7 protein-coding genes are annotated in these 5,767 nt (G+C 65.6%); all 7 read right to left on the reverse strand.

Annotated elements, in window-relative coordinates; genetic code table 11:
* Positions 1-154: ATP-binding cassette domain-containing protein (locus QZ378_RS11990; protein WP_291258436.1), on the reverse strand; the 154-nt coding region annotated here is incomplete at its 3' end.
* A gap of 185 nt (positions 155-339) precedes the next feature.
* Positions 340-981: a CatA-like O-acetyltransferase gene (locus QZ378_RS11995; protein WP_291258433.1), complete on the reverse strand. Its 642-nt coding sequence runs from the start codon at positions 979-981 to the stop codon at positions 340-342.
* A 170-nt stretch (positions 982-1,151) separates the two neighbouring features.
* Positions 1,152-1,781 (reverse strand): alpha/beta hydrolase, encoded by a 630-nt coding sequence (locus QZ378_RS12000; RefSeq protein ID WP_291258434.1) that lies wholly within the window; start codon positions 1,779-1,781, stop codon positions 1,152-1,154.
* A gap of 29 nt (positions 1,782-1,810) precedes the next feature.
* Positions 1,811-3,316 (reverse strand): HAMP domain-containing sensor histidine kinase, encoded by a 1,506-nt coding sequence (locus QZ378_RS12005; RefSeq protein WP_291258435.1) that lies wholly within the window; start codon positions 3,314-3,316, stop codon positions 1,811-1,813.
* Complete coding sequence (locus QZ378_RS12010; protein WP_191528236.1) at positions 3,294-3,971, reverse strand: response regulator transcription factor; 678 nt, start codon at positions 3,969-3,971, stop codon at positions 3,294-3,296. The genes QZ378_RS12005 and QZ378_RS12010 overlap by 23 nt, the downstream gene beginning before the upstream one ends.
* A gap of 133 nt (positions 3,972-4,104) precedes the next feature.
* On the reverse strand, positions 4,105-4,869 hold the full coding sequence (locus QZ378_RS12015; protein ID WP_191378826.1) for an SDR family NAD(P)-dependent oxidoreductase: 765 nt from the start codon (positions 4,867-4,869) through the stop codon (positions 4,105-4,107).
* A gap of 148 nt (positions 4,870-5,017) precedes the next feature.
* Positions 5,018-5,473 (reverse strand): transcriptional regulator NrdR, encoded by a 456-nt coding sequence (gene nrdR, locus QZ378_RS12020; RefSeq protein ID WP_087236894.1) that lies wholly within the window; start codon positions 5,471-5,473, stop codon positions 5,018-5,020.
* Positions 5,474-5,767: the final 294 nt, after the last annotated feature.

Raw genomic sequence — 5,767 nt, forward strand, 5'->3', positions numbered from 1 at the left:
CCGCCACCAGCAGCTTCATCAGGGTGGACTTGCCCGCCCCGTTGGGGCCCAGCAGGCCCACCAGGCTGGGGCTGTCCAGCTCCAGGTTCACGCCCTGGAGGGCCCTCTTGCCGCTGGGGTAGGTCATGGTCAGCTCTTGCAGAGAAATTTGCATGTTCCGGCATCCTTTCTTCTTGGGATCTGGGAACAGGATACCGGGTCTGTGTGGAGAAACCGGGGAGGAATTTTGTGTTTTGTGTGGAGAATATGCGGTTCTGACGGGCGGAAAAAGGCGGCGGGCCTCAGAAGGGCCCGCCGCCTTTTCCTTGGCCGATGGAGCGCGTGATGGAGACCGTCTGTTCAGCGCAGCCCGTCCATCAGCTCCTGCACCTCCCGGAAAAACCGGGACAGGTGGAAGCCGTCGGCCACGGCGTGGTGGATGTTCATGGTCAGCGGCATGATCAGCCGCCCCTGTTCCTCCTCATACCGGCCCCAGGTGACCACCGGGGCCAGGAACGTCCCCTGGTCAAAGACGTGGACGTCAAAGTGCCGGTAGCGCACCCACGGCAGGCAGGACACGTCGAAGAAGTTGGGCGGCTGGTGCCCAACCACGCCCCGGAGCTCCCGGTACCGCTCCCGATCCCGCAGGAAGCGGGCGTGGAAGACGGACAGCTCCCCGGCATACTCCGTCACCAGCTTGGTGAAGTTTTCATCCTCCCGGTGGAAGTGGGCATAGCTGGGCGACACAAAATCCCATCGGATCAGGTTCCCCTCCGCATCCCAGCCGTACTTGAACTCGTCGTGGGCGTTGATCACCCGGGACACCGCCCAGATCATGGCCGGGTAGAACTTCAGGCCGCGCCCCTTGACGTATCGCACCAGCGGCGTCACGTCCATGTCCACGGTGAGGCTCATCACCACCCGCATGCTGTCCAGGTAGTACTGAAAAAGCGCGCCCCGGCTCCATGCGCTCCGTTCAACAATATGGTAAGTTGGATTCATGTGGATTTCCCCTTTGCATATTTGTCTGTTTGTCAAACATGCAGGGCCGCGGGGATCACGGCGCTTGCTCCATGCAGGCCGGCCCGGTCAGGCCCCGCACGGAGCGGAATCAAGGCCGCGCTTCATGTGCCCACCTCCCGAGGTTTTTATGTTGCCGCGGCCGCAGACAGTCAGGGATGCCGCGCGTAGAAGTCCTTCAGCAGCTCCGCCAGGGCCTGGGGATTTTCTTCATTGACCACATGGCCGGTATGCCCGATGATCTGCAGCTCCGCGCCCGGGATGTTCTGAGCCAGGAACCGGGCGGATGGGAGATTCGCCCGATCCTTTTCCCCGCAGAGGATCAGGGCGGGGCAGCGGATGCCGCCCGCCCGGGCGCTGAAGTCCAGGTTTTTCATGGAGCTCCCCAGGGCAAAGGTATTCCTCTTGTCAAAGGCCATGGACGTGAAGACGGACTTGGGCAGGAACCGGAACACCACATTCTGGAGGGCAAAGGACACCCCGGGAACCTTGTGCGGCGTGCCGATCAGCACCAGCGTCCTCACCTGCTCCGGGTGCTCCAGCGTGTAGTGCAGGGCCAGGATCCCGCCCAGTGAGAGGCCGCAAAGGTGGAAGGGCTCTCCCACCTGCGCGCAATAATCCGCAAAGGAGGCGCAGAGATTGGGGTAGCTGGCCTCCTTCCCCCCGAGGATGTCGGAGAGCTCAGGGCAAAGGATGTCCGCACGGCCGCCCAGACAGGAAACCGTCTTCTCCCAGCTTGCCGCCCTGTGTCCGGAGCCGTGAACCAGAATGATCTTCGCCATAAGCGCCCTCCCAGGTCAGGTGTTTTGGCTTATTCTACCACATCTCCGGCCGGAATTCCAGTGCCGTCAGCGGGGCCGAACCGCACCGCGGCCCGCACCCCCTCCGCCGTGTTTTGGATGGCGCAGGACGCGCCGTGGCGCTCCAGAATCATGCGCACCAGGTAGAGGCCCAGGCCGCTGCCGCCGGTGCTCCGGCTGCGGGAGCCCTCCTCCCGGTAGAAGGCATCAAAGAGATGGGGCAGGGCGCCGTCGGAGATGTGGACGCCGGTGTTTTCCACCTCCAGAACGGGGACACCCCCCTCCGCCCGGACGGTGACGCGCACCTCGGCCCCCTCCGGGGAGTAGCGGACGGCGTTGGAGAGCAGGTTGTCCACCGCCCGGCCCAGCAGGGCGGCGTCCCCCTCCACATATACGCCGGGGGTGAGGCGCAGCTCCAGGGTCATGCCCCGCTGCTCCAGCAGCTCGGCGTAGGCGTCCAGCCGGGCGGATACCAGGGCCGACAGCTCCAGCCGCTCCCGCTTCTCCGCCTCCGCCCCCGACTCCATGCGGGAGACCGAGAGGATCTCCCCCACCAGGGCCTCCATGCGGTTCGCCGTCCGGAGGGCGCGGGCCAGGTATCTGTCCCGATCCCGGTACACTCCCACCCCGTCCAGCATGCCGCCCAGCTGGCCCTTCAGGATGGTCACCGGGGTTTTCAGCTCGTGGGAGGCGGCGGCGAAGAAGGCCAGCCGGCGGCGCTCCTCCGCTCGGGCCCGCTCCATGTCGTCCCGCAGGGCGGCGTTGGCGGTTTTCAGCTCCGCCAGGGCGGCGGAGAGGCGCCCGGACATCTCGTCCAGGCTGCGGCCCAGCCGGCCGATCTCGTCGGGGCGGCTCTCGCCGCACTTCCACTGGAAGTCCAGCTCCGCCATCTTCCCGGCGATGGCGCTGATGCGGACGATGGGCTTTGCCAGATATCGGGAGTACCCCACCCCGCACAGCAGGGAGAAGGCCAGCAGGGCCAGGGCCAGCCAGGGGGCCACCCGGCCCAGGGCCTCCACCGCCTGGTTGGCCAGGCGGAACGGCGGGGTGACCAGCAGCTGGTAGGTCTCCGACCGGTCTGCAAAGGTCACGTCGGCGGCCAGGGCCCCGGCCATGGTGGTGGTCACCACTCCCTTTGCGCGATCCAGCTGTACCTGGTAGTCGCTGCTCTCATAGGCGGCCACCGAATCGGACTGCTCCACGGCGGTGGTGACGGACACGTAGAGGGAGCCCGTGTCCGCCGATACACCGTCGGGGCTGGCCAGGGACACCGACGCCCCGCTGTCCCGGATAAACTCGTCCAGAATGGGGCCGGCGTCGGCCAGGTTGGTCTGGGCCAGCCGGGCGACCAGCCCGTCCACCTGGGTCTGGAGGCGCTCACTGACCACGGCGGTGTAGGTGATGGGGGCGGCCCAGGCGATGAAGGCGAAGGTGAGCACCCCCGCCCCCAGCAGCAGGACAAAGGTGAGCAGAAAAATCCGGGCCGCCAGATGCTCACGGATGCTCTTTCGGAACACGATAGCCCACCCCCCGTACCGTCTCGATGCAGTCCACCCCCAGCTTTTTGCGGAGGTTTTTGATGTGGCTGTCCACCACCCGCTCGTCCCCGTAGAAGTCGTAGCCCCACAGCCTGGCCAGCAGCATATCCCGGGTGAACACCCGGCCGGGGCGGGCCAGCAGCTCCCGCAGCAGCTCAAACTCCCGCAGGGTGAGTTTCTCCGGCAGGGGCTCCCCGCCCAGGCGCACCTCCAGGGCGTCCAGATCCAGGGTCAGCTCCCCGTAGCGCAGCAGCTCGGCCCCGCCGGCCGACCCCGACACGCGGCGGAGCACCGCCCCGATCTTCCGCAGCAGCACCGGCATGGAGAAGGGCTTGGTCACATAGTCGTCAATCTCCAGATCAAAGCCCCGCAGCTGCTCCGCCTCCCCGTCCAGGGCGGTGAGCAGGATGATGGGCACCCGGGACTGGCGGCGGATGAGCTCGCACACCCCAAAGCCGTCCAGCTTGGGCAGCATCACGTCCAGCAGCACCAGGTCAAAGCGCTCCCGCTGAAAGAGCGCCGCCGCCTCAATGCCGTCCCCGGCCAGGGCGGTGTCGTACCCCGCGTCCCGGAGGTAGGCATCCAGCAGTTCCTGGATGTCCGCCTCGTCCTCCACAATCAGAATCCGTGTCATGCCATCAACTCCTGTGCCCACATCCTAACACACAATTGTGAATTTTGTGTGGAGAACCTCCCCCTTTCGGCGAGGAAGCGCAAAAACAGGCGGGGCGGCCCGCATGGGCCGCCCCGCCGCGCTGTTTCGGCTCCTACAGACGCCGCAGCCCCTCCCAGCAGGCCATGATGAAGCAGTGGGGGAGGAACTTGCTGGCTACCCGCTGCACCAGGGCGGGCAGGCCGCAGGTGGTCACCGCCATCCAGCGGCTGTCCCGCAGGGCCCGCCGGGCCACGGTCTCCGGCCGGAGGGCAAAGGGAAAGCAGCGCACCGTGCGTCCGTTTTGGGTGTCCCGGGCCACGTCCATGAATTCGGTGCGGATCCACCCCGGGCACACCGCCGTCACCCGGATGCCCCGGGGGGCCGCCTCCCACCGGAGGGCCCGGCTGTACCGGAGCAGGAAGGCCTTGGTGGCGGCGTAGACGTTGAAGCCGGGCAGGGGCTGGAAGGAGGCGGAGGAGCAGATCTCCAGCACCCGCCCGCCTCTCCCCATATGGGGCAGGACGGCGGCGGTAAGGGCCACGGCGGTCTTACAGTTCAGATCCACCATGTCTGCCGTCTCCTGGAGGGTCATGTCGGCGTAGGTGCCGAACTTGCCGAAGCCGGCGGAGTTGATGAGCACCCGCACGTCCGGCCGCTCCCGCTCCAGCAGGGCGCGGAGGGCCTCCACGCTCTCCATTTTGGTCAGATCCAGGGCGATGGAGCGCATGGGGGTGCGCAGCTCCGCCGCCAGGGCCTCCATCCGCCCCTCCCGGCGGGCCACCCCCCAGATCTCGTCCAGGCCGCCCTGCTGATCCAGGCGGCGGATGAAGGCCGCCCCCAGGCCGGAGGACGCCCCGGTTACCAGTGCGATATTCACGCCAATGCCTCCCTGCCGCGTTGTTTCCTCTATTGTACCCCCAAAAGGGCGGCCCATGCAAGCCCGCCGGAGCGCAGAACAGGGAGTCCGGATCCTCTCCGGACTCCCTGCATCCTGTTCCACGGGCCTGCATTCCTGCGGCCGGAGCTCACTTCTCCGCCAAAAGCTTGTTCAGCTCCGACATGAAGGTGCTGATGTCCTTGAACTGGCGGTAGACCGAGGCGAAGCGGACATAGGCCACCTCGTCCACCTCCCGCAGGCGATCCATCACCAGCTCTCCGATCCTGGCGGAGGGCACCTCCCGATCCATCTCGTTCTGAAGGGCCTGCTCAATCTCATTGGCGATCCCCTCCAGCTGGCTGAAGGGCACCGGGCGCTTCTCACAGGCGCGCAGCATGCCGTTGAGCAGCTTGCTCTTGTCAAAGGTCTGGCGGCTGCCGTCCTTTTTGATGACCACCAGGGGCAGGCTCTCCATCGTCTCATAGGTGGTAAAGCGCTTGTGGCAGGCCAGGCACTCCCGCCGGCGGCGGATGCTGGCCCCCTCGTCCGACGGCCGGGAATCCACCACCTTGCTCTCCAGATGGGCACAATAGGGACATTTCATGGCGTTCTGCCTCCTTCCGCAGTCTGGCCAGCGTCTGTCCGCCGCCTGTTCACCGCTATGCTGTCTGCATAGCACGATGCGATACTTTATTATATCATGAAGCTTTCCCCGTGGGTATCCCCTTTTTCTGAAAATTTTCCCATCTGAAACAGCCCCCATAAAAAAGAGAAAAAAACAGTTGACAAACCCTGCCCACTCTGCTAAAATACAATTCGTTCGGTCGGCCAGTCCGGCATGCACAAGTGAATATGGGGGTATAGCTCAGCTGGGAGAGCGCTTGAATGGCATTCAAGA

This window comes from Flavonifractor sp. (genome assembly GCF_019422385.1).
In the GTDB taxonomy this organism is placed as follows: domain Bacteria; phylum Bacillota; class Clostridia; order Oscillospirales; family Oscillospiraceae; genus Flavonifractor; species Flavonifractor avistercoris.

Bases quoted from the DNA above. Each gene is read 5' to 3' on its own strand.
- QZ378_RS11995 (WP_291258433.1), bottom strand. From the start codon at position 981: ATGAATCCAACTTACCATATTGTTGAACGGAGCGCATGGAGCCGGGGC.
- QZ378_RS12000 (WP_291258434.1), bottom strand. From the start codon at position 1,781: ATGGCGAAGATCATTCTGGTTCACGGCTCCGGACACAGGGCGGCAAGC.
- QZ378_RS12010 (WP_191528236.1), bottom strand. From the start codon at position 3,971: ATGACACGGATTCTGATTGTGGAGGACGAGGCGGACATCCAGGAACTG.
- nrdR (WP_087236894.1), bottom strand. From the start codon at position 5,473: ATGAAATGTCCCTATTGTGCCCATCTGGAGAGCAAGGTGGTGGATTCC.